The organism is Spiroplasma endosymbiont of Seladonia tumulorum (genome assembly GCF_964020235.1).
Taxonomy (GTDB): Bacteria; Bacillota_I; Bacilli_A; order Mycoplasmatales; family Mycoplasmataceae; genus Spiroplasma.
The window spans coordinates 1,414,541-1,438,253 of the sequence record NZ_OZ026545.1 but is presented as its reverse complement, the minus strand read 5'-3'; the positions used below and the strand labels follow the sequence as shown (position 1 = coordinate 1,438,253).

The window sequence follows — 23,713 nt, the reverse complement described above, 5'->3', positions numbered from 1 at the left end:
AGGTACTGGAATGGGTAATACTTTGATTATGGAAAGAGTTTTATATTTAGGTGGAGCAGTGGTTGAACCAAAAGGAATTATTAAACATATTGTTTCAAAAATTGATATTAGTAAAATTAATAAATTAGATAAACCAACTATTCATGTTGCAGACCCAACAAAAGCAACAGCCGAACAGTTAAAACCACAATTTAAAGATGTTGTTTTAAAAGCAGTAAAAGCAGTAAATAGTTCTTTAACTGAAAGTGATTTTGATTACTTTATTGAAAGTGCTGGTGTTGATTGACCAATAAATATTACAAATGATACCAAGGTTTTTGTCCAAATTGAAGGTAAAAACAACGCTACTGGTCAAACAAATCCGATTGATGTTAAAATTAAAAATTCTTAATAGTACTAAAAAATAGTACTTTTTCGTTTGATAAATGATATGCCAATTGGAACATCTAAAACAGCCCTTATTTATGCTGTTAAAAAAAATCCAACTAGATTGTCAATCCAACAACAAGAAAAAAGTTTTGGTTTACAGTTATTAGAATTTTTAGGAATTCAAGTTTTAGCTCTTGGTTTATCAGTTTTAACTGGTGGTATTGCTTCGGCTGTTGGTCTTGGTGCGGGATTATCTAATTTTGCCGCAGCATTTATCTCGTTTGGAGTAGAAACAGCAACCGATTTTGCCGTAAATCAAATATATGATAAATTAACATCAGAAGTAACAGCAAAAAGTACCGCCTTAAATTTGTTACCAGCAATTGGTGGAATTGGTAAATTAACGCGTGCTGTTCGAACAACTAGAATTTTAAAATTAGCAAAAGAAACTAAACTACTTGAAAAATTAGGTGTAATAACTGCTAATAATTTAGAAGATGTTGTAAGGCAAGTTACAGGTAAAAAGATTTTATCTTCTAAATTAATATTTGATTTTACAAAGCAGGCTAATAATGAAACTTTATTATATACAATTGGAAAATTAGCCCGAAATGATTTTTATAAAGGTTTTAAAGTTTCTAATTTAGAAACAATTAATAATTTATTAAAAATTGAGAAAAATATTCAAAAAATAAGTCCTAAATTAGTTCAAAAAATACCACGCGTGAATGAAAAAAATGCTAATAAATGATTGTCTGAATATGGATTAAATATTGATAAAATAAGTAAAATTAATACTAATGAGTGATATAACATTATGACTAATCTTCATAAAAAAGGTGTTGGTAAAAATCTACTATTAAATGCTAATTTAATGCGGGGCAGTAAAATATTTAATAATAAATTATTAAATATTTTTTATCAAACACCAATTAAATTAAATAAAATTTTAAATCATTTAAACCCAAATTTTTATATTCAAAAAGTAACTAAAAAATTATTAGCCCCAATTGAAAAACAAATAATTACTATTAAACAAAAAGTAATTAGTAAAATTACTGATAAAACTAAAAAAATATTATTTAAATTTGAAACTAAGGCTATTAAAAAGGTCAATTATTACCTTTTGCTTATGGTTCTGATGTTTTTTTAGCAGTTAAAATTGTTCCTTTATCAGTTGCGGGTGAAGTTGCTTTAACAATATATTATAAAAATCCTAAATATGTCCCTATTGTCGTTATGACAACTTTAATCAAAGCAGAACAGTTTGTTTTGGCTCCTGAACCGTTTAAATTCTATATGAACAGTGAGTGGTTTATTGGTTGGGGATTTAAAAAAACAAGTTTGTTTAATTTAGTTTCTTTTGCCCCGCTTGCTTATCAGCAAGTAATAAAAGATAGTTTTAAAATATATCGGACAATTGCTAAGATATTAAAAATGCAAGAACAATTTAAAAATAACTTTAATAAAGATAAATTGTTAAATACGCTAGAAGATAGTGCAATTACTAGTTTATTGGGTAATGGACTAGTATTTCAAGCATATAAACAACTCAAAACAAAACAAGATTTAAACAAAACAATTAAAACAAAAACACTATTAAATAGTAAAAAGTTTATTTTAAATAAAATATATTCTAAAAAAAATAAATGATAAGGAGATGATTAAATGTTAAATGAATTATGACAAAATGTTACTTTGGAAAATTATAATAATTTTATTCCAATGACAGGTAAAATTACAAAAGTTTCAGTTCGTTATAATAAGTTCTTTAAAGGTGATGTAGAATTATGATTTAAAACATTTGCTTTAAGAGCCCAAAATATGATTAATTCTTACTTAAACTATCCATTTTCAAAGCTAAAATTTGAAACATTTAAAGACCCATTATTAAAGAAAATTTGTATTAATATGGTGTTTATTACGATTGAACATTGAACATTTAACCGTATTCCAATTGAGTTTTTTACTTCGGCAAATATGAGTGTTGGTGATATTAATTATTCTTCACAAAATGACCCTATGGCAACATGACAAGGTCTATTGCCTACCTATGCAAAATCATTGGCTAATTTAACAACTTTAAAGAAAATGTTTCGTACTTTTCAAGAAGAAGGTATTGATTTAACAATGATTGATTTAGAAGCATATTATACTCAATTAGAAGTTGATGCTTTATTAGATAAACTTGTTATAAAAAAAATAAAGATGAAAAACTTGCAAAAATAAAAGAAGAAATTTTAGATGAATTAAAAAAATCAATTGTTATACCAAATGTTCCAGATTGAGAAATTGTTGATACTAGTGATTTTAAAGTTGGTCAAAAAGGATATACTATTCCTAATTTTGATAAAGAAAATTATATTTATAGAATTTGAGCCTCAGGAAAAGATAGCAAAGGAGATTTAAAAAGTCAAGGGATGTTGCAAACAAGGCATAGTTTTAGACAAACAATAGGTGTTATATATGATCAAATAGGTGTTAATAGTGCATGTTTAGCATTATCTATTAATCCTGATGGATTGATTAATATTGGAGTTAATGGTCCAGCAACATTTAGACCTTTGGAATTTGTGTTTATTGAAAGAAAAAAAGTAAGTTAGAAAGGAGATGATTTTATGCCAAAAGTAAATATTAAAGATGTAATTATGTTTTTGAAAATCTTTGGAGTTTCATCATTGTTTTTTATCGCAGGAATTATTATTTGTTTTATAGGAGAAAAAACATTAGGTATTTCTTGACCAGCATATGTTATTGTTTCAGCAATGCTTATCGGAGCTGGAATTATAGTTTTGATTATTGAAACAATTAGATTTATCAAAACACATAACAAACAACAAAAACAAGATAGTATTGAAGATGTTATTAAAAAAGAAGATACAAAATAAAGAGGTGTTATAAATGGGATTGTTGCCAGCAAAAAAGAAATTAAAAAAGAGTTATGATATTGATAGTTATTATCTTAATTTAGCATCAACGATTACTAATCGTAAAAATGTTACTGTTCAAAAACATAATGAAATTTTAGAAAAAAGAATTTGTGAAGATAATGCTAATTTTTTAAATCCACGTGATTTAGAAATTAGCATTTATAATCCAATTAATAAACAGTATTTAGACACTAAATTAATTAATAAATTTTTAAAAATGCAAGACTTTACTAATAAGAATTGATATAACGAATATAAAATTAATAAAAATGGTAAGGGTGCATATTTTATTTTTGCTAATAATTCAAAACTTAATTTTATTACTATTGATTTTTACAATGACCAGTATGATGAATTAGGTAATTTAGTATCTTGCACTTTTGATTATGACCCTTATATTAAAAATGACAAGAGTATTTTTATTACTGAAAAATTAGAAATTGATTATGTAACTAAACAAGTAAAAGTTATTAGAAAGTTAAAAACACGATTATACAGTACTATTACCGACTTATATATTGATGATGCTAAATGAAATAACTATACAACTTTACAAAGAGAAAAAATATTACCACTTAATTTTATTCCAATTCAAATTATTCCTAATAACCCTAATTTTGAGCCTTCTGCTCGTTATGGTAAACAATTTGCTAGTATTTTAGATATTATTGCTGAAAAGATAATGTTAGATCCATTATTAAATAGTGGTAAATTTACTATTAATACTAATGGAGTTACTGGTGTGGTTGACCAAGAAATTAGTAAAATGCTGGCATCATTTATTGAAAATGACTTGTTATTAGTTGAAGGAGACCCTGATAGTAATTTTCAACCAGTAGACTATATTGCTGGTAATTTTAAAGGTGAGCAATTAACTAAAATATATGATTGATTATTAACAAATTACTATAAAATAAATCGACATCATGTTCCCGCCATTGCTAAGGGAGCACAACAAACTCAGGCAGAAGTTGCTGGTGTAAATATTCAAACAAACGCATCATACGAACAAATGATATATATTAGAGAAATTAAATTAACTGAATTTATTATTAAGTTAATTAAATATGATAATGTTATTTTAAACAGTAGAACATTCAATATTAAAAATATTGACGAGTTAATTGTTGATGTTCGCTTATTAGTAAATGCTACTTTAAACAGACAATTAAAAAACAACGAAACTATTATCAATATGCCTAATGAAGAAGGAGAACAAGAATAATGTTAAAACCATCTGAAAAAATGTTAGCACAATTAGCAGAAAATGATGAACCAATTGACTATTCAATTGATAGTATTCCATTAGATTTTGCTAGTCAATCGCAGTACAGCGACCCTGATTTAGAACAATTATTTACAGAAGTCCGTGCAAGAACCTTATATATTTATAAAATTAATAATCTTGTTAAGACAAAACAAAAACCAACCTTAAACTATTCTCAAAATAGCGTTAAAATAGGTTTTATTGACAAAGATGAATATATTAAAATAACTGGTTATGAAATTAGTAATTTTAATTTTAAATTACAAATTCAACAAAACACCACAGTCCAAGATAATAGCACAAGTTATGTAATGATTGATGAAAAAGATATTTTAATTAATGATATTTCAAAAAAAGACAAAGAATTTTTAGAAACATTAGACTTAAAAATAATATCTATTAATGAACCAATTACTGAAAACAACAAAAATGAATGTTATATCATTGCAGAATATAAACGCCCTTATACATCTAATGGTGTTGATATTATTAAATCTACGCATTTAGTTAAAATAACTGATTTTAAATGAAAAAATCAAAATAGCATTTATTTAGTATTACAAAAATCATTGCCAGAAGATACAGTATTTACTGGGATTGAGATTAAATACCCTAAATCTATGCTATTTGGTAATATTAAATGCTGAGGAAATGTTAATGGTGTTTATTCTTATCCATCATCAAATATTGAAAACGCTAGTTTAGTACCTTTACTATCAATACCTATTGAAACAAACCCTAATGTAAGAATATTTCAATATTGATTTACGGAAAGTTTTTTACCATGGTTTATTGCAAAAATATATATTCAACCAGATGATATTTTAAGTTTAATAAAAAATAATGGTTTAGAAAAAGTTTTATTAAATTATTTAACTTATCGTTATAATTATGACCGTAAATTTCAAGGAGCAAAATACGATGAAAAAAGTAATCCTACTAATAAAGCCGCAGAATTACGCCAAAAATTCGAAGGACAAAAACCCGAAGATGTAATTGATGGTTTATTTGAAAACTGAAAATTAGACAATCCAAGTGAATTACATAAAACATATGTAAAAAGAATTAAACAAGTTATATACATGTTATCAAATTATACATATAGTAAATATGCAATTAATAAAGGTTATAATGATGATGTTAAATTATTTTCTCCTTATTATTTTGAGTTAATATCTAATCCAAGAGAGGTAGAAACTGGATATTGAGAATTTGAACATTGCAAAGTTAAATTAAATTCATCATATTTTAATTTTATCGGTGGTCCTATTCCGCCGGCGCCAATAAATTATTGAAAAGAGGTCTATCCTGATGATCAACCATTTAATCAAATTGATAATAAATATTATTTTGTTATATGACAACATCCAGATTCATTAGAATTTAAAATAACTAAATTTTTAAATAATTCTTTAGATGCATTTAAAAATAATAAAATTATAGATAGTTATAATAATTATAATCTTATTTTAACACAATCTCCCAATATTTTTCGTATAAATGATTTAGGGGTAAAGTAGAGTGCACCCATTTTAGTAAGTACTAATAAAAAGTATTTACTTTTTATTAGTACTTACTAAAATGGGTGCACTCTATTTCAAGTCTCTATTTTTTAATAATTTTTAAACAAGCGATTAAGGGCTAGTAAATCCTACTTGTATTAAATTACATCACCATCCTACCATCATTTAAAGTATTGTCAACAAAATTTTAATTTTTAGTGTATAAATATTTTAATAGAAAGGGCTAGGTTGTCTTATGAAAAAAGAAAAGAAAAGAAAAAATTTAAACATTTTAATTTAGCAGAAAAAAATGATTTAAAAGAATATTTAATATACAAAAAATTTAAAAAGAAAGATGGCACACCTAATTATTCTAAAATAGGAAAAGTAATGAATAAAAGTCGTAATACAATTAGATTAGAGGCTAAAAGACTTAAAGAAGAATACGATCCTAAAAAAGCGAATGATGATTATAAAAATAAAAGAAAAAAATCTATAAAATATACTACAATTAGAAAAAAAGTTGTAAATCATATAAGAAAAATTTTAAGTAAAAGACGCTATTCACCAATGTTAATTATTTTTGAATATGAAAAAAAGTATAATGAAAAGTTTCCATTTTCACATGTGACACTTTACAATTATATTGAATATGGAGTTTTTGATGATGAAAATACTGAAATTAAGAAAAAACTGCCATTTAAAGGTAAAAAGTTTAAAACAAAAAAGAGAAAAGATGATCGTGGTCAATTAACTAATATTAGATTTATTGAAGAAGCATAACATGAAAAAGGTACTTTTGGTTGATTTCAAATGAACTGTATAGTAGGTAAAGACCATCAATCTGCTTGTTTAACTTTTACAGAAGAAAAAAGTTTATATACGATTTGTTTTAAATTAGACCACCATAATTCAGAAGAGGTTAATAAAGCCATTAAAAGTATTTTTAAAAATAAACTTTATAAGGAAAATATAAAAGGAATAATAACTGATCAAGGTAAAGAAATTTAGTAAATGAAAAAAATGAAAAGATTACTAATGCAAATGTATACTTTTGTGATGCTGGAACTCCAACACAAAAACCTAAAGTTGAAAGAATGAATAGAGATATAAGGCGAGAATTACCAAAAAGTACTGATTTTAGAATTATTAAACAAGATAAAATAGATTGAATAATTAATACAATTAATGATAAGATAAGACCTTGTTTAAATTGAGAAACACCAACACAGTTATTTAATAAATATATTAAATAAATTTATTAAGTAAAAAAACTTAATAAATTATTTTTTAGTGTGCCCAAATATACTAATTTTAAATAAATTAAAAAAATAATTTAAAAATACTTGCAAACTTATTTTTAAGTGCTATTATTTTAATTAATAAGAGTAGGAAATAACTAATTGCATTTACACTATACAAAGTAGGGTTAAAAGTAATTAAAATAATTGTTAATGTTTTTTCTCTTATTCATGTATTTTTTAATTATGTTTGTTTTTATAAAATCACTACTTAATAGAAAAAGAAATATAAACTATGAAAAAATTTTTATCAATCGTATCAATTTTTAGTTTAACAACAACTGGCGCAACAACATTAGTTGCATGTACCAAAGTTGGTGATAGCAAAGATGAGAGTAACAACTCTGAAAGTAACAATGATTTAGCAAAAATTAAAATAATTGAAGCACCAAAAGAAATGACTGTTATAGACCCAATAGAGTTACAAAAGCTGAGATTAAAATAGTATTAGATCCAATTGTTTTATCAGCGGTACAATGAATTAATAAAACGGCCACAACAGCTGATTTTACTTATGATGTTTTTAAAGATAAAGATGGTAGTGAATTAGAAACTGTTAATTTACAAGATAGTAAAGTTGATGTTTATGTTCAAATTGTTGCAGCGCAGGATAGTATGGTTGTTATTGGCAATACCGGATATATTAAAGTAACTTTACCACAACTTACAAAAATAGAAAAAGTCGATATTTCTTCTCGCGAGGGTACTATTCCATATAGTGCTTTAGAAATTAAAGCAGCGAATCCAAATGCGACAACTATTAATGAATTAAAAAAAATTAATATTGAAGCAACGCTTGTTGCTAAAGTGCTAAAAATTGTGAAAGATATAGTATAAGCAGTAACTGCTGAGGGTTATACAATTACAAATAATGCTCAGCCAGGTGATTATTCAAAGCAACAAGAAGTCATAATTTTAGTTAAAGCAAAAGACACTTCAAAATATATTTCTGGAAAATTTGCTTTTAAGGGTTATGTAAAAGCTATCAAATAATATTTTCATTTTATTAAAAATATTAACACGATAAAAAGTTAATCTTTTTTATTTCATATGATAATTTATAATAAAAATTATTTTGATTTTAAATTTTAATTTGGTGCAGTTTATATTACAGTTTACATACTAATAAAAAATAAAAAAAATTTGCTAATTATAAATAGTTTTTCATAAATTAATAGTATAATTTAAATACCTTAAAGCACAAAATAATTTATTTTAATCAAAAACAGCAATCATTAGGAGGTTATAAGATATGGCCAAACAAAAGTTAACTAAATGGTATTATAACAATTTAAAGGTTAATAATTGAAATTTATATGTTGCTGTTTCTGAACAAGGTGTAACTTTTATTGGTTCTAATAACAAAGGGTTTAATGAATTAGAATCTTGGTTGAAGAAAAAGGGACCAAATATTTTATTAATTGTTGATCAAGAAGGAAAAACGAACCTTGTTATGGAGCAATTAACGGAATATTTAATGGGAAAACGAACATTTTTTACTTTAGCGTTTGATTTCACTGGTACTTTGTTTCAAAAAAGGTTTGAGCAGAAGTTGCTAAAATACCATATGGAACAACAACTTGTTATGCTGATATTGCACAAAAAATTGGACATCCGCAAGCAATGCGAGCTGTGGGGGACAGCAATTGGCAATAATGCCATCACAATTCTTGTTCCCTGTCATCGTGTTTTAGGCAAAAATAATGCTTTACGTGGCTATCGTGGTGGGTTAGAAATGAAAGCATCGTTATTACAATTAGAAAATATTTGATAATTAGTATTTGTTATTTTAAATTTATGCTTTATTAAAAGTAGTTTTTATTACAATTAATTTTATTTTTAATTAGTATGTTGGTTATCAACAATAAATTTTTAATATATTAAAAGGAGAAAAAATTATGGGAAAGTTTCATACAATAGCAAGTAGTTTATTAGTGTTTGGAACTATTAATATGACATTTGTACCTACTTCTAGTTTTATTAATCAAAAGGGATATATTACAGAACTATCACCAACAGCAGTTTCATCACTTGACGAAGATGATTTTATTTATTCAGGCTATTTATTACAGTATTTTATTTATAAGTCTTCCAATATTGACCAAAACAAAACAGTAAAAATGATAGAAAACAATATTGTTGCTAATAAAGATATAATTTATAATACTAAAACTAATATTAATAATGTGAGAATCGATACGAAAGAATTATTTGAAATGTCATTAATGGCCTCGATTATTAATACTAGTATTTATGGAATGAAAACTTGGAAAGAATTTTTTGCCGAAGCATATTCAAAATGAATGACAATGCCAAACGAAATGAAAAATAAAAGCTGAGAGATTTTAAATAATTTTTTTATTGATATTTATACTCCGCTTCAAAAAGAGAATTTTGGTTCCTGAATTACTTCTTTACAAAAACAACGTGCTAAAATTGATCAGTATGTTGCAAAGTCAAATATTAGTTATAATACTAATTTAACAACTAAACCAATTAATGCAGTTGATTTAAAATATTTTTTGCCATCTTTTGAACTTGGTTTACAACAATTAATTCCCCAAAATAGGAAATTATGAGCACGGAATTATACTTTTAATGCTCTTAAAACAAGTTTAATTATGTGGCAGTCAAGTGGAATGCAAGATATTGAAACTGATAATGTTAGTTTTGACGGAAATATTCTACGAAATAGCATTATTAATAATGGTAAGCAGGATTTAACAGCGGAATTAGGAAATATGATGAATGATTCATATACGCGAGCATCACAATCAGCGATTATAAAATTTGAAAATTTTATGAATACTAGTAAACAGCAATATTATTCATCATTTGATAAGTTAGATGAAGATTTAAAAAAGATAACAGAATATGAAAATAATTATTATTATGAAAAAGGGAGCACTATTTTCTTAAAAGATAGCGTGCAAGCAATGCAAAAATATTATCAATGAACTGATGAACTGATGGAGTTTCTTAAAGAACAAATTTTAAATTTATTTAATATGACTTATGCAATAACTGGTGACAATTTTAAATATTTTTTAACTGGATTTTTATTTTCTCCTGATGCTCCATTGTTAGAAGAAGGTAGACAAACAGCAGCTTATACAAATTATTCTTTTCAATCATTACCAGGGTCAAATCGTTTTATTTCAACTAGACGGGCTTATATCGTTATTTCTGCAAAAGAATTTGATAATGTTTTGCAAGGAAAAACTATTTCTGAATATTTAATTGGATGATGAAGCTCATTAAATGTTTTTTGTACTTTGAACCATGAGATGGGGCATGCTGTTGATGCTTACTATGGAATGATTAAAGAAGCACGAAATGTTGCATCAAAATATTTTAAGAATCTTGTAAATAGTTTAGGAATTAAAGGGCAATATATGGGTAACATTTTTGGCTATGATGATATTGCAAGTTATAATCAAAAGGTTAACATTATTAAAATTGTTTTAATTATTATGTTTGGTGCTTTTTGCACAAGTATTATTATTGCCGTTGTTTGAGGTACTAGTCGTAAGATTAGACCTCAAAAGAAATAGAAATGGTAAAAATGTAACAATATTGCATTTTTTATTTAAAAATAAAGGAGGAAAAAAATGAGTAGTAAAAAACAAATGACAAAATTTGGATTTATTGTTTCATCATTAGGTGCAGCAATTGGATTAGGGGTAATTTGAGGATTACCTGGTTATATTAATAAATATGGTGGATTTTATTTTTTCGTAATATATATTTTTGCATTATTAATTGTGGGAGTTCCATTATTAATTTTTGAATTTAACTTAGGAAATCTTCGACGTAAAAGTGTAATTAACATTTTTGATAAAGAAAGTGTTCGCTTTAGTCGTTTTATGGGTTGGTTTCAATCAACTTTAATGATTATTATTCCGATTTATTATGCTGTTTTGGTTGGTTATACTATTATTTCGATTGGAATTGAATTTAGTCCTACCTTGATTAGTAATGTTGATGGAAATATTTTTAACCATCAGATTTTACAGCGTGGTGGTTTTGGCGTAACTAACAATGGTGGTTTTCAATGAATTGTATTTTTAGCTTTTTTATTTGTTGTTTTGTTAGTTGGTCTTGTCTTATTATTTGGAATTAAGGGAATTGAAAAAGTTAATAAGTTTTTTATGCCCTTATTATTTTTAATTATTTTAATTTTAGCAATTTATATTTTAACAGTCCCAGGGAGCCATCAAGGATTAGCAACGTTGTTTTTAACAAATAATTTAGAGAAATTAAAGCAAAGTCAAACATGAAGTAGTGTTTTTTCCTTAGCTTTTTTTACAACATCATTAGGAATGGGAATGATGATGCGCTTTGCTGGTGTAGGTCCACATAATCAAGATAATGCTTCAAAAGCTTACTTATTAGTAATTGGAATTTTATTTTTATCCATTATTAACTTAATCTTTATTTTTGGTGCATCAGGGGCTATTGTTAATAATTTGGTTACTGATAAAAATGATATTTTATTATTTCAACAACAAATTGCTACTAAGTTTGGTAATGATTCAATGGTTTTTGTTTTTAATGTTTTGCCAGAAACTTTCCATATTATTAATCAAAATACTGTTGTGGGAGTTGGGAATTTCTTAGGAGTTTTATTCTTTTTAGCTTTATTTATTGCCGGATTAAGTACAACGGTTGGTAATGTTGAAGTTATTGTGGATGCTATTGAAACACAATATGAAATTAGTAATCAAAAAGTAATTTGTGGGATTTGTTTAACAATTATTGTTGTTGGTTTATCACTAGTTTTTGAGAGCACATATCAGGTAATTAATTCCTTTCAATTATTAGCAGCAGGATTAGATTTAATTTTAGTATCTTTAGCACAAGTTATTTTCTTTGTTTGATATGCAAAAAAACTACATATTGTAATTAATTACAATAACCAAGTATCATGAATTAAATTAAATAAGTTATATAAAATTATGATGTATTATTTAATTCCACTTATATTAGTTGTTATTGTTGGTTTTTCAGTTTATAATTTTATTATTAGTTGTACAAAAAACGCTTGATATATCTCAGTATTAGCTTTTGTGTTAGGTATTTTTGTACCAGTCCTAGTTGCAAGTCTGAATAGTTATTATGGCATAAAACGAGAAAAAGGAGGACAGAAACCATGTTAGTTACCATCGCCATTGTTGTTTTATTAGTTTTAGCAATTTTATTAGCAGTTGCTTTTGGCTTTTTTATCTATAAAGATTGACAACGTAGTCAGCATACATTAGAAGTTGATCAGAAATTAGCATTAAAACATAAGTTAAAAGAAGATTTAGAACCAAGTTTAGACCATAAAACTAATGAAAGAAAGTAAATTTAATATTTTTTAATTATCATGCTGTTTGATAATTTCAATTAATTCTATTGATGATGAGCAGTTTTTTATACTAGTTAAAAATTCTTTTTTTGCAAATAGTTTAGCAATCGATTGAAGTAATTCTATATGTGAAAAATTATCTTCTGCAGCAAGAGCTAAGCAATATTTAATATGGTATTTGTCCTCTTTTTGAAATTTAACTGGAATTTTAAAATATGTAAAACTTATTCCAGTTTTTAAAATTGTTGAGTCAGGCATAATATGCAATAATGCTAATTTTGGTGCCACAACATAATAAGGACCTAAATCATTTGTTATTTCAATAATTTTAGTGAGAAAATCAGTTTTAACATAATTATTTGTAATTAATAATTCAGATGCTAATTCAATTGCTTGCTCTCATTTATTAATTGGTTTTTCAATATATTGTAATAATTTTTCATTAAATATTTTCATTTTCTATAAACCTTTCTATTTTTTTATTATTTTTATTATAGAAAGAAGATAGTAAAGTACAAGAAAATTACTTGTTTTTGTATTTTTTTATTCAAATGCAAATTTTTTGAAAATTTAATACATTATAATTTTTAGTGAAGGAGGGTATAAATGATTCCAATAATTGCTTTGGATTTATATAATTTAACATCCTTAGAAAAATATGTGGCAATTGAAATCAATAAAAAACCGGAATATTTTTTAAATAATTCAATCACAATTATTAATAAAAAACTAGGAATAGCAACATCAACAATATCAAGATTATCGAAAAAAAATAGGATATAAAAATTTTAAAGAACTTAAAATGTTTATTTATGAAAAAATTAAACAAATTAAAAGTAGTTTTAATTTTCAATATAATGATAATTTACCTAATTTAATTCAAAAAATTAAAAATATTAATTTATATTCTATTTTTGAAACAATTAATAACTTAAATTTATTAGAACTAGAAAATATTATTAACTGTATTTTTACTTCTAAACGTATTTTTGTTTTTGGTGTTGGTTCATCTTCTGTTATTTGTTCTGAATTAAATGATAGTTTAATTAAATTAGGATTTAATTCTTATACATCGCAAGATTTTCATGGTCAGTTATTGTTTTTAAATTCATTTAATGATAATGATTTATTGATTCTTTTTTCAAAATCTGGTCGTACGCGTGAAATTCTTGAATTACTTAAATTAAGTAGAAAAAACAATATAAAAACGGTTTTAGTTACAACTAAGTAGAATAATAGTGATTTGATTCAACCAGATTATAGAATTTTATATCATTCTTATTTAGATTCAACTTATTTTTCAATTATTTCTAGCAATATTTTGCAACTAATTATAACTAATATTTTAATAACAATGTTAATAGATAAAAAACCATCAATATATGAAGAAATTCAAAAAGGTGTTATTTTAATTAATAATTGAAATAAAAAAGGAACTATAGTATAAAATTAAGAATTAATTTTGTTTCAATTTTTAATTATGTGAGTTCCATGTAAAATTAATTTTTTAAATTGTTTTTTTCTTTCCATAATTTGGTTAAAAATAATATCCACAAATAGCAATTGTGTAATTTTAGAAGATACAGCTGAATAGCGGGAAAGTTGCTCTAACGTTCGAAAAATAATTTTATTATATAAATATTTTTCATAGCCACAATTTAAATTTGAAGTTACTAAAGTAATTGGAATTTTATATTTAATTCCATTTTTTAATATTTCAAGAATTTCACGCGTACGACCAGATTTTGAAAAAAGAATCAATAAATCATTATCATTAAATGAATTTAAAAACAATAACTGACCATGAAAATCTTGCGATGTATAAGAATTAAATCCTAATTTAATTAAACTATCATTTAATTCAGAACAAATAACAGAAGATGAACCAACACCAAAAACAAAAATACGTTTAGAAGTAAAAATACAGTTAATAATATTTTCTAGTTCTAATAAATTTAAGTTATTAATTGTTTCAAAAATAGAATATAAATTAATATTTTTAATTTTTTGAATTAAATTAGGTAAATTATCATTATATTGAAAATTAAAACTACTTTTAATTTGTTTAATTTTTTCATAAATAAACATTTTAAGTTCTTTAAAATTTTTATATCCTATTTTTTTTCGATAATCTTGATATTGTTGATGTTGCTATTCCTAGTTTTTTATTAATAATTGTGATTGAATTATTTAAAAAATATTCCGGTTTTTTATTGATTTCAATTGCCACATATTTTTCTAAGGATGTTAAATTATATAAATCCAAAGCAATTATTGGAATCATTTATACCCTCCTTCACTAAAAATTATAATGTATTAAATTTTCAAAAAATTTGCATTTGAATAAAAAAATACAAAAACAAGTAATTTTCTTGTACTTTACTATCTTCTTTCTATAATAAAAATAATAAAAAAATAGAAAGGTTTATAGAAAATGAAAATATTTAATGAAAAATTATTACAATATATTGAAAAACCAATTAATAAATGAGAGCAAGCAATTGAATTAGCATCTGAATTATTAATTACAAATAATTATGTTAAAACTGATTTTCTCACTAAAATTATTGAAATAACAAATGATTTAGGTCCTTATTATGTTGTGGCACCAAAATTAGCATTATTGCATATTATGCCTGACTCAACAATTTTAAAAACTGGAATAAGTTTTACATATTTTAAAATTCCAGTTAAATTTCAAAAAGAGGACAAATACCATATTAAATATTGCTTAGCTCTTGCTGCAGAAGATAATTTTTCACATATAGAATTACTTCAATCGATTGCTAAACTATTTGCAAAAAAAGAATTTTTAACTAGTATAAAAAACTGCTCATCATCAATAGAATTAATTGAAATTATCAAACAGCATGATAATTAAAAAATATTAAATTTACTTTCTTTCATTAGTTTTATGATCTAAACTTGGTTCTAAATCTTCTTTTAACTTATGTTTTAATGCTAATTTCTGATCAACTTCTAATGTATGCTGGCTACGTTGTCAATCTTTATAGATAAAAAAGCCAAAAGCAACTGCTAATAAAATTGCTAAAACTAATAAAACAACAATGGCGATGGTAACTAACATGGTTTCTGTCCTCCTTTTTCTCGTTTTATGCCATAATAACTATTCAGACTTGCAACTAGGACTGGTACAAAAATACCTAACACAAAAGCTAATACTGAGATATATCAAGCGTTTTTTGTACAACTAATAATAAAATTATAAACTGAAAAACCAACAATAACAACTAATATAAGTGGAATTAAATAATACATCATAATTTTATATAACTTATTTAATTTAATTCATGATACTTGGTTATTGTAATTAATTACAATATGTAGTTTTTTTGCATATCAAACAAAGAAAATAACTTGTGCTAAAGATACTAAAATTAAATCTAATCCTGCTGCTAATAATTGAAAGGAATTAATTACCTGATATGTGCTCTCAAAAACTAGTGATAAACCAACAACAATAATTGTTAAACAAATCCCACAAATTACTTTTTGATTACTAATTTCATATTGTGTTTCAATAGCATCCACAATAACTTCAACATTACCAACCGTTGTACTTAATCCGGCAATAAATAAAGCTAAAAAGAATAAAACTCCTAAGAAATTCCCAACTCCCACAACAGTATTTTGATTAATAATATGGAAAGTTTCTGGCAAAACATTAAAAACAAAAACCATTGAATCATTACCAAACTTAGTAGCAATTTGTTGTTGAAATAATAAAATATCATTTTTATCAGTAACCAAATTATTAACAATAGCCCCTGATGCACCAAAAATAAAGATTAAGTTAATAATGGATAAAAATAAAATTCCAATTACTAATAAGTAAGCTTTTGAAGCATTATCTTGATTATGTGGACCTACACCAGCAAAGCGCATCATCATTCCCATTCCTAATGATGTTGTAAAAAAAGCTAAGGAAAAAACACTACTTCATGTTTGACTTTGCTTTAATTTCTCTAAATTATTTGTTAAAAACAACGTTGCTAATCCTTGATGGCTCCCTGGGACTGTTAAAATATAAATTGCTAAAATTAAAATAATTAAAAATAATAAGGGCATAAAAAACTTATTAACTTTTTCAATTCCCTTAATTCCAAATAATAAGACAAGACCAACTAACAAAACAACAAATAAAAAAGCTAAAAATACAATTCATTGAAAACCACCATTGTTAGTTACACCAAAACCACCACGCTGTAAAATCTGATGGTTAAAAATATTTCCATCAACATTACTAATCAAGGTAGGACTAAATTCAATTCCAATCGAAATAATAGTATAACCAACCAAAACAGCATAATAAATCGGAATAATAATCATTAAAGTTGATTGAAACCAACCCATAAAACGACTAAAGCGAACACTTTCTTTATCAAAAATGTTAATTACACTTTTACGTCGAAGATTTCCTAAGTTAAATTCAAAAATTAATAATGGAACTCCCACAATTAATAATGCAAAAATATATATTACGAAAAAATAAAATCCACCATATTTATTAATATAACCAGGTAATCCTCAAATTACCCCTAATCCAATTGCTGCACCTAATGATGAAACAATAAATCCAAATTTTGTCATTTGTTTTTTACTACTCATTTTTTTCCTCCTTTATTTTTAAATAAAAAATGCAATATTGTTGCATTTTTACCATTTCTATTTCTTTTGAGGTCTAATCTTACGACTAGTACCTCAAACAACGGCAATAATAATACTTGTGCAAAAAGCACCAAACATAATAATTAAAACAATTTTAATAATGTTAACCTTTTGATTATAACTTGCAATATCATCATAGCCAAAAATGTTACCCATATATTGCCCTTTAATTCCTAAACTATTTACAAGATTCTTAAAATATTTTGATGCAACATTTCGTGCTTCTTTAATCATTCCATAGTAAGCATCAACAGCATGCCCCATCTCATGGTTCAAAGTACAAAAAACATTTAATGAGCTTCATCATCCAATTAAATATTCAGAAATAGTTTTTCCTTGCAAAACATTATCAAATTCTTTTGCAGAAATAACGATATAAGCCCGTCTAGTTGAAATAAAACGATTTGACCCTGGTAATGATTGAAAAGAATAATTTGTATAAGCTGCTGTTTGTCTACCTTCTTCTAACAATGGAGCATCAGGAGAAAATAAAAATCCAGTTAAAAAATATTTAAAATTGTCACCAGTTATTGCATAAGTCATATTAAATAAATTTAAAATTTGTTCTTTAAGAAACTCCATCAGTTCATCAGTTCATTGATAATATTTTTGCATTGCTTGCACGCTATCTTTTAAGAAAATAGTGCTCCCTTTTTCATAATAATAATTATTTTCATATTCTGTTATCTTTTTTAAATCTTCATCTAACTTATCAAATGATGAATAATATTGCTGTTTACTAGTATTCATAAAATTTTCAAATTTTATAATCGCTGATTGTGATGCTCGCGTATATGAATCATTCATCATATTTCCTAATTCCGCTGTTAAATCCTGCTTACCATTATTAATAATGCTATTTCGTAGAATATTTCCGTCAAAACTAACATTATCAGTTTCAATATCTTGCATTCCACTTGACTGCCACATAATTAAACTTGTTTTAAGAGCATTAAAAGTATAATTCCGTGCTCATAATTTCCTATTTTGGGGAATTAATTGTTGTAAACCAAGTTCAAAAGATGGCAAAAAATATTTTAAATCAACTGCATTAATTGGTTTAGTTGTTAAATTAGTATTATAACTAATATTTGACTTTGCAACATACTGATCAATTTTAGCACGTTGTTTTTGTAAAGAAGTAATTCAGGAACCAAAATTCTCTTTTTGAAGCGGAGTATAAATATCAATAAAAAAATTATTTAAAATCTCTCAGCTTTTATTTTTCATTTCGTTTGGCATTGTCATTCATTTTGAATATGCTTCGGCAAAAAATTCTTTCCAAGTTTTCATTCCATAAATACTAGTATTAATAATCGAGGCCATTAATGACATTTCAAATAATTCTTTCGTATCGATTCTCACATTATTAATATTAGTTTTAGTATTATAAATTATATCTTTATTAGCAACAATATTGTTTTCTATCATTTTTACTGTTTTGTTTTGGTCAATATTGGAAGACTTATAAATAAAATACTGTAATAAATAGCCTGAATAAATAAAATCATCTTCGTTAAGTGATGAAACTGCTGTTGGTGATAGTTCTGCAATATATCCCTTTTGATTAATAAAACTAGAAGTAGGTACAAATGTCATATTAATAGTTCCAAACACTAATAAACTACTTGCTATTGTATGAAACTTTCCCATAATTTTTTCTCCTTTTAATATATTAAAAATTTATTGTTGATAACCAACATACTAATTAAAAATAAAATTAATTGTAATAAAAACTACTTTTAATAAAGCATAAATTTAAAATAACAAATACTAATTATCAAATATTTTCTAATTGTAATAACGATGCTTTCATTTCTAACCCACCACGATAGCCACGTAAAGCATTATTTTTGCCTAAAACACGATGACAGGGAACAAGAATTGTGATGGCATTATTGCCAATTGCTGTCCCCCACAGCTCGCATTGCTTGCGGATGTCCAATTTTTTGTGCAATATCAGCATAACAAGTTGTTGTTCCATATGGTATTTTAGCAACTTCTGCTCAAACCTTTTTTGAAACAAAGTACCAGTGAAATCAAACGCTAAAGTAAAAAATGTTCGTTTTCCCATTAAATATTCCGTTAATTGCTCCATAACAAGGTTCGTTTTTCCTTCTTGATCAACAATTAATAAAATATTTGGTCCCTTTTTCTTCAACCAAGATTCTAATTCATTAAACCCTTTGTTATTAGAACCAATAAAAGTTACACCTTGTTCAGAAACAGCAACATATAAATTTCAATTATTAACCTTTAAATTGTTATAATACCATTTAGTTAACTTTTGTTTGGCCATATCTTATAACCTCCTAATGATTGCTGTTTTTGATTAAAATAAATTATTTTGTGCTTTAAGGTATTTAAATTATACTATTAATTTATGAAAAACTATTCATAATTAGCAAATTTTTTTTTATTTTTTATTAGTATGTAAACTGTAATATAAACTGCACCAAATTAAAATTTAAAATCAAAATAATTTTTATTATAAATTATCATATGAAATAAAAAAGATTAACTTTTTATCGTGTTAATCTTTTTAATAAAATGAAAATATTATTTGATAGCTTTTACATAACCCTTAAAAGCAAATTTTCCAGAAATATATTTTGAAGTGTCTTTTGCTTTAACTAAAATTATGACTTCTTGTTGCTTTGAATAATCACCTGGCTGAGCATTATTTGTAATTGTATAATCCTCAGCAGTTACTGCTTATACTATATCTTTCACAATTTTTAGCACTTTAGCAACAAGCGTTGCTTCAATATTAATTTTTTTTAATTCATTAATAGTTGTCGCATTTGGATTCGCTGCTTTAATTTTTAAAGCACTATATGGAATAGTACCCTCGCGAGAAGAAATATCGACTTTTTCTATTTTTGTAAGTTGTGGTAAAGTTACTTTAATATATCCGGTATTGCCAATAACAACCATACTATCCTGCGCTGCAACAATTTGAACATAAACATCAACTTTACTATCTTGTAAATTAACAGTTTCTAATTCACTACCATCTTTATCTTTAAAAACATCATAAGTAAAATCAGCTGTTGTGGCCGTTTTATTAATTCATTGTACCGCTGATAAAAAATTGGATCTAATACTATTTTAATCTCAGCTTTTGTAACTCTATTGGGTCCATAACAGTCATTTCTTTTGGTGCTTCAATTATTTTAATTTTTGCTAAATCATTGTTACTTTCAGAGTTGTTACTCTCATCTTTGCTATCACCAACTTTGGTACATGCAACTAATGTTGTTGCGCCAGTTGTTGTTAAACTAAAAATTGATACGATTGATAAAAATTTTTTCATAGTTTATATTTCCTTTTCTATTAAGTAGTGATTTTATAAAAACAAACATAATTAAAAAATACATGAATAAGAGAAAAAACATTAACAATTATTTTAATTACTTTTAACCCTACTTTTATATAATTCATATTTTTAAATTTTCTTTCTCTTACAGGGACAAGTATATAATATTTTATAAAAAAAACAATATTTTTTTGATGATTTAATATTTTAAAGAAATTTTTTTATGTTATTATTTAGTTAATAGATTTGTTGCACTTGCATTTACAATTTACAGTAATAAAAGGGAGTGTTGCATATAAACGGGGGTATTACTTAATTTATTTAAAAACAAGAAACTTTTTTCTTTTATAAAAACATAATAACACAAAAAAATAAAAATACAAAAAGTAATTTTATATTTTAACATACTAAAAAATAGTTTAAAAACTAAAATTAAATTATTTTAAATTAACTAAAATTAAATCTCATAATTTTTAAATCCAAAATATTTTTAAATGTTGAAAATGAAAATGTTTTATAACTGAAAAATCATAGTTAAACACATTACCATAATTTGTATTATAAAACCGATTTTTAAACGCTGAATACAATTTAATATCTAATTGTTTGTATTTATCAGAAAAATAAAAGTAACGTGGATAAATTTTAAAACCATTATTCACTAATAAACCATATTTTTTATTATATCCTTGCACATAAGTATTATTTTCTAAATCAAAAATTGTTCGTAAATAATCTTTATAAAAATTTTGAGAAACCGTAAACATACTATTTAATAATTTTTCAAATTGAGTTTTATTAATATTGCTTTCCTCAATTAATACATCTGTAAAATTAACTAATTTTAAACCAAAAAAGTTAATTAAAACCGTATCATATTGTAAATTATCAATATATCCACTTTCAATAAAATTACTAAGATTTTGAAATACTGGAACTAAAGCATGAGCAAAAAATGCTTTTAAAAATTTATTAATATCAATTTGACCTTTCATCTGTTCAAAAATCTCTTTACCAGTATTAGGAGTATTACCCTGATAATAATTATATGTTTCAGCACTAAAATTAAATGTATTTTCCTTATCTTTCATAAAAGAAAATAAAAAACCTAAATCATCAGTATACCGATAATTATTATAATCATATCCATTTCAATATTGCTTAAGATGTGTTAACTCTAAACTCCCAACAATAATATTTTTCTTTTCATCAATCGTCAAAATCATCCGATAAATTGATTTTTTAGTTAAAATAGTGCCAGTACTAGACTTATCCAAATTATTAATAATTTCAAAATCAAATATTATTCTTTGACTACCCAAATTTGGATCATCATAATCAGGGTTACCACCTTGTTGAACTCAAATATTTTCTTGGATAATAACATCTAAATAATTATTTAAAAAATCCTTAACTTTTTCTTTATAAATATTTACTTCAAACTTAACATTTCCACCACTATCAATTTTTGGTGTTTGTGGTTGACCTTCTCCATCTCAACGATAAATTTTATCATAATAATATGAATAAAATTCTTTGTTTCCATTTCATTTTATAATATTTCATTTATTATCTTTTTTTAAAATACCTATGTATCATTTTTTAGTATTTCCTTCTCCTAAAATACTTGATACTAATTTTCAATTATCAAAATCATAATTTAAATTAACTTGTTGCAAATTATCAACACTTTTTTCTAATTTATTTATAATTTCAACAGTATCAAAATATTTTGCAAATGAATACGAAAAATTTGTTAATTCTTTTAAAAATTGTTTTTTTTATCAACATGTATAGTGTAAATGCAATTAGTTATTTCCTACTCTTATTAATTAAAATAATAGCACTTAAAAATAAGTTTGCAAGTATTTTTAAATTATTTTTTTAATTTATTTAAAATTAGTATATTTGGGCACACTAAAAAATAATTTATTAAGTTTTTTTATTTAATAAATTTATTTAATATATTTATTAAATAACTGTGTTGGTGTTTCTCAATTTAAACAAGGTCTTATCTTATCATTAATTGTATTAATTATTCAATCTATTTTATCTTGTTTAATAATTCTAAAATCAGTACTTTTTGGTAATTCTCGCCTTATATCTCTATTCATTCTTTCTACAATTGGTTTTTGTGTAGGACTACCTTTATCACAAAAATATACATTTGTTTTAAGATATTTTTCAATATCTTTTCAATTTCAAAATTCTTTTCCTTGATCAGTTATAATTCCCTTTAAATGTTTTTTTAAAAGTTTATTTTTAAAAATTTGTTTTAAAGTTTCTAATACTTCTGTTGAATTTTTTTCTTTTAATTTTTTAAAAAGGTAAATTTAGTAAATTCTTCTGTTAATGTTAAACATGCTGATTTCTTATCTTTACTAACAATAGTATCCATTTGAAATCAACCAAAAGTACCTTTTTCATGTTTTGCTTGTTTAATAGTTTTAAAATCATTGCTTAAATTACCACGTTTATATTTTTTCCCTTTATGTATCTTTTTTTTACTATGAAAATACAAATTACGTTTATTTAAACCAAATAAACCTAAATAAATATATTTATAAAGTGTTTTAAAACACATAGGGAATTTATCATTAAATTCAATTTCATATAATTTACATATTTGTTTAGGTGTATAATGAAAATTATTAAATTTTTCATCTAATCATAATAATTGTTTAAAAGTTAAAGTAGTTTTCTTTTTACAATTTTTACGATTTTCTAAATATCGTTTATGTTCTTGCATAGGATGATATCGTTTAATATGTTTATAATGTTTTAAGTGATATTTAATAGTACTTTTACTACGACCCATATATCTTGCTATTTTTGATATATTAAGAGTGCCATTTTTTTCTTAAAAATATCAGATTCTAACGCTTCTTTTAAATTACATCTTTCAATAAAACTTAAATGTTTAAACTTTTTCATTTTTTCCTACCCTTTTTTAAAATATTTACATAATACAATAAAAAAAAGTAAA

The 23,713-nt window shown here is 24.5% G+C and carries 26 protein-coding genes and 5 pseudogenes; 19 read left to right on the top strand and 12 right to left on the bottom strand.

What is annotated here, in order from left to right:
* Positions 1-10 precede the first annotated feature (10 nt).
* From AACL22_RS09175 to AACL22_RS09095, 16 genes and pseudogenes are all read left to right on the top strand, one after another.
* On the top strand, positions 11-391 hold the full coding sequence (locus AACL22_RS09175; RefSeq protein WP_338991600.1) for a hypothetical protein: 381 nt from the start codon (positions 11-13) through the stop codon (positions 389-391).
* 39 nt (positions 392-430) lie between these two features.
* On the top strand, positions 431-1,522 hold the full coding sequence (locus AACL22_RS09170; RefSeq protein ID WP_338991598.1) for a hypothetical protein: 1,092 nt from the start codon (positions 431-433) through the stop codon (positions 1,520-1,522).
* 86 nt (positions 1,523-1,608) lie between these two features.
* Entirely contained in the window at positions 1,609-2,025 is a 417-nt protein-coding gene (locus tag AACL22_RS09165) for a hypothetical protein (RefSeq protein ID WP_338991595.1), read from the top strand.
* 12 nt (positions 2,026-2,037) lie between these two features.
* On the top strand, positions 2,038-2,598 hold the full coding sequence (locus tag AACL22_RS09160; protein WP_338991591.1) for a hypothetical protein: 561 nt from the start codon (positions 2,038-2,040) through the stop codon (positions 2,596-2,598).
* Positions 2,599-2,789: 191 nt separating this feature from the next.
* Positions 2,790-2,972, top strand: a complete 183-nt coding sequence (locus AACL22_RS09155) for a hypothetical protein (protein ID WP_338991589.1) — start codon at positions 2,790-2,792, stop codon at positions 2,970-2,972.
* Positions 2,973-2,987: 15 nt separating this feature from the next.
* Positions 2,988-3,257, top strand: a complete 270-nt coding sequence (locus tag AACL22_RS09150; protein WP_338991587.1) for a hypothetical protein — start codon at positions 2,988-2,990, stop codon at positions 3,255-3,257.
* A 13-nt stretch (positions 3,258-3,270) separates the two neighbouring features.
* Entirely contained in the window at positions 3,271-4,524 is a 1,254-nt protein-coding gene (locus tag AACL22_RS09145) for a hypothetical protein (RefSeq protein ID WP_338991584.1), read from the top strand.
* On the top strand, positions 4,524-6,086 hold the full coding sequence (locus AACL22_RS09140; protein ID WP_338991582.1) for a hypothetical protein: 1,563 nt from the start codon (positions 4,524-4,526) through the stop codon (positions 6,084-6,086). The genes AACL22_RS09145 and AACL22_RS09140 overlap by 1 nt, the downstream gene beginning before the upstream one ends.
* A gap of 231 nt (positions 6,087-6,317) precedes the next feature.
* A pseudogene (locus tag AACL22_RS13875) lies at positions 6,318-7,324 on the top strand (IS30 family transposase).
* A gap of 280 nt (positions 7,325-7,604) precedes the next feature.
* Positions 7,605-7,814: a lipoprotein gene (locus AACL22_RS09120; RefSeq protein WP_338991575.1), complete on the top strand. Its 210-nt coding sequence runs from the start codon at positions 7,605-7,607 to the stop codon at positions 7,812-7,814.
* Positions 7,815-7,984: 170 nt separating this feature from the next.
* Positions 7,985-8,206 carry a hypothetical protein gene (locus AACL22_RS09115; protein ID WP_338991573.1) on the top strand — a complete coding sequence of 74 codons (222 nt, stop codon included), beginning with the start codon at positions 7,985-7,987 and terminating at the stop codon, positions 8,204-8,206.
* Between the two features lie 15 nt (positions 8,207-8,221).
* Positions 8,222-8,362, top strand: a pseudogene (locus AACL22_RS13870) (hypothetical protein); the annotation flags it as partial.
* A 259-nt stretch (positions 8,363-8,621) separates the two neighbouring features.
* Entirely contained in the window at positions 8,622-9,143 is a 522-nt protein-coding gene (locus AACL22_RS09110) for a methylated-DNA--[protein]-cysteine S-methyltransferase (RefSeq protein WP_338991570.1), read from the top strand.
* A 124-nt stretch (positions 9,144-9,267) separates the two neighbouring features.
* Positions 9,268-10,923, top strand: coding sequence for a hypothetical protein (locus tag AACL22_RS09105; protein WP_338991568.1), 1,656 nt, complete (start codon positions 9,268-9,270; stop codon positions 10,921-10,923).
* A gap of 57 nt (positions 10,924-10,980) precedes the next feature.
* Positions 10,981-12,528, top strand: a complete 1,548-nt coding sequence (locus AACL22_RS09100; RefSeq protein WP_338991559.1) for a sodium-dependent transporter — start codon at positions 10,981-10,983, stop codon at positions 12,526-12,528.
* Entirely contained in the window at positions 12,522-12,716 is a 195-nt protein-coding gene (locus AACL22_RS09095) for a hypothetical protein (RefSeq protein ID WP_338991561.1), read from the top strand. The genes AACL22_RS09100 and AACL22_RS09095 overlap by 7 nt, the downstream gene beginning before the upstream one ends.
* 12 nt (positions 12,717-12,728) lie before the next feature.
* On the opposite strand, the gene AACL22_RS09090 is transcribed toward AACL22_RS09095, so the two are convergent.
* The gene (locus tag AACL22_RS09090) at positions 12,729-13,175 is read right to left on the bottom strand and encodes a PTS sugar transporter subunit IIA (protein WP_338991563.1); all 447 of its coding nucleotides are present in this window, start codon (positions 13,173-13,175) and stop codon (positions 12,729-12,731) included.
* 150 nt (positions 13,176-13,325) lie between these two features.
* Between AACL22_RS09090 and AACL22_RS09085 the strand changes: the two genes are divergently transcribed.
* On the top strand, positions 13,326-13,502 hold the full coding sequence (locus AACL22_RS09085) for a hypothetical protein (RefSeq protein WP_338991564.1): 177 nt from the start codon (positions 13,326-13,328) through the stop codon (positions 13,500-13,502).
* A gap of 19 nt (positions 13,503-13,521) precedes the next feature.
* Positions 13,522-13,950 carry an SIS domain-containing protein gene (locus AACL22_RS09080; protein ID WP_338991566.1) on the top strand — a complete coding sequence of 143 codons (429 nt, stop codon included), beginning with the start codon at positions 13,522-13,524 and terminating at the stop codon, positions 13,948-13,950.
* 218 nt (positions 13,951-14,168) lie between these two features.
* Here AACL22_RS09080 and AACL22_RS09075 read toward each other — a convergent pair whose 3' ends face one another.
* Together AACL22_RS09075 and AACL22_RS09070 are read right to left on the bottom strand one after the other, a co-directional pair.
* Positions 14,169-14,807 carry an SIS domain-containing protein gene (locus tag AACL22_RS09075; protein ID WP_338991565.1) on the bottom strand — a complete coding sequence of 213 codons (639 nt, stop codon included), beginning with the start codon at positions 14,805-14,807 and terminating at the stop codon, positions 14,169-14,171.
* Between the two features lie 19 nt (positions 14,808-14,826).
* Positions 14,827-15,003, bottom strand: coding sequence for a hypothetical protein (locus tag AACL22_RS09070; RefSeq protein ID WP_338991564.1), 177 nt, complete (start codon positions 15,001-15,003; stop codon positions 14,827-14,829).
* Positions 15,004-15,153: 150 nt separating this feature from the next.
* Here AACL22_RS09070 and AACL22_RS09065 point away from each other — a divergent pair, with 150 nt between their 5' ends.
* Positions 15,154-15,600 (top strand): PTS sugar transporter subunit IIA, encoded by a 447-nt coding sequence (locus tag AACL22_RS09065; protein WP_338991563.1) that lies wholly within the window; start codon positions 15,154-15,156, stop codon positions 15,598-15,600.
* Between the two features lie 12 nt (positions 15,601-15,612).
* Here the strand turns inward: AACL22_RS09065 and AACL22_RS09060 are convergent, their stop codons facing one another.
* From AACL22_RS09060 to AACL22_RS13855, 9 genes and pseudogenes are all read right to left on the bottom strand, one after another.
* Positions 15,613-15,807 (bottom strand): hypothetical protein, encoded by a 195-nt coding sequence (locus tag AACL22_RS09060; RefSeq protein WP_338991561.1) that lies wholly within the window; start codon positions 15,805-15,807, stop codon positions 15,613-15,615.
* Entirely contained in the window at positions 15,801-17,348 is a 1,548-nt protein-coding gene (locus tag AACL22_RS09055; RefSeq protein WP_338991559.1) for a sodium-dependent transporter, read from the bottom strand. Before AACL22_RS09055 ends, AACL22_RS09060 begins: the two co-directional genes overlap by 7 nt.
* Before the next feature lie 57 nt (positions 17,349-17,405).
* Complete coding sequence (locus AACL22_RS09050) at positions 17,406-19,061, bottom strand: hypothetical protein (RefSeq protein ID WP_338991557.1); 1,656 nt, start codon at positions 19,059-19,061, stop codon at positions 17,406-17,408.
* Between the two features lie 124 nt (positions 19,062-19,185).
* Positions 19,186-19,707: a methylated-DNA--[protein]-cysteine S-methyltransferase gene (locus AACL22_RS13865; RefSeq protein WP_338991570.1), complete on the bottom strand. Its 522-nt coding sequence runs from the start codon at positions 19,705-19,707 to the stop codon at positions 19,186-19,188.
* 260 nt (positions 19,708-19,967) lie between these two features.
* Positions 19,968-20,108, bottom strand: a pseudogene (locus tag AACL22_RS13860) (hypothetical protein); the annotation flags it as partial.
* Positions 20,109-20,123: 15 nt separating this feature from the next.
* Positions 20,124-20,345, bottom strand: coding sequence for a hypothetical protein (locus AACL22_RS09030; RefSeq protein WP_338991554.1), 222 nt, complete (start codon positions 20,343-20,345; stop codon positions 20,124-20,126).
* A 169-nt stretch (positions 20,346-20,514) separates the two neighbouring features.
* Positions 20,515-20,724 (bottom strand): lipoprotein, encoded by a 210-nt coding sequence (locus AACL22_RS09025; protein ID WP_338991552.1) that lies wholly within the window; start codon positions 20,722-20,724, stop codon positions 20,515-20,517.
* Positions 20,725-21,230: 506 nt separating this feature from the next.
* Positions 21,231-22,508, bottom strand: a pseudogene (locus tag AACL22_RS09020) (spiroplasma phage ORF1-like family protein); the annotation flags it as partial.
* Between the two features lie 174 nt (positions 22,509-22,682).
* Positions 22,683-23,661 (bottom strand): annotated as a pseudogene (locus AACL22_RS13855) (IS30 family transposase).
* Positions 23,662-23,713: the final 52 nt, after the last annotated feature.